General features: G+C 44.0%; 1 protein-coding gene and 1 pseudogene. Both read right to left on the minus strand.

Features of this window, described 5'->3' with window-relative positions:
* Positions 1-196: pseudogene (locus LJD34_RS16170) on the minus strand (conjugal transfer protein); the annotation flags it as partial.
* 16 nt (positions 197-212) lie between these two features.
* Positions 213-496, minus strand: a 284-nt coding sequence (locus tag LJD34_RS16175) for a C40 family peptidase (protein WP_227360382.1), incomplete at its 5' end; no start/stop codon positions are given.

Genomic DNA, 496 nt, shown 5'->3' on the forward strand with positions numbered 1-496 from the left:
CAATGATTTCTTTTTCATGGGTCGTGTGCTGGTCGATAGCCGTAAAATTCTTATATACCCCAAAACTCACGCTTGCGATAAGCACCGCCCACAACGCAATCACGGTTTTCTTATGTGTGCCTACCTTGACAGTACGCACCTTTTTTTCTTTTGGTTCTTTGATAGTTTCTGTCTGTTTCTTATTCTTCTTAAACATATTTTTCAAGTCCTTTCTATTGTTTTACTCGTCCTGCACCGATTAAGTGCTGTTGCCAGTAACTACTACTTAGGTCTGCATATCCTATCGGGTCACCTGCATGGTACATCTGGTTATTTCCTACATAAATGCCGACGTGGGTTACATACGAACCAGCGTTATAGGTAGAATGGAAAAACACCAAGTCCCCAGCCTTTGCCTGCGAGAGTGGAAGATGTTGGGTTGCGTCATACTGGGCTTGTGCTGTTCTCGGTAAGGAGATACCAGCTTTTCCATAGCACCATTGCACAAGTCCGCTAC

Source organism: Faecalibacillus sp. MSK20_93, assembly GCF_020589945.1.
GTDB lineage: Bacteria > Bacillota_I > Bacilli_A > Erysipelotrichales > Coprobacillaceae > Faecalibacillus > Faecalibacillus intestinalis.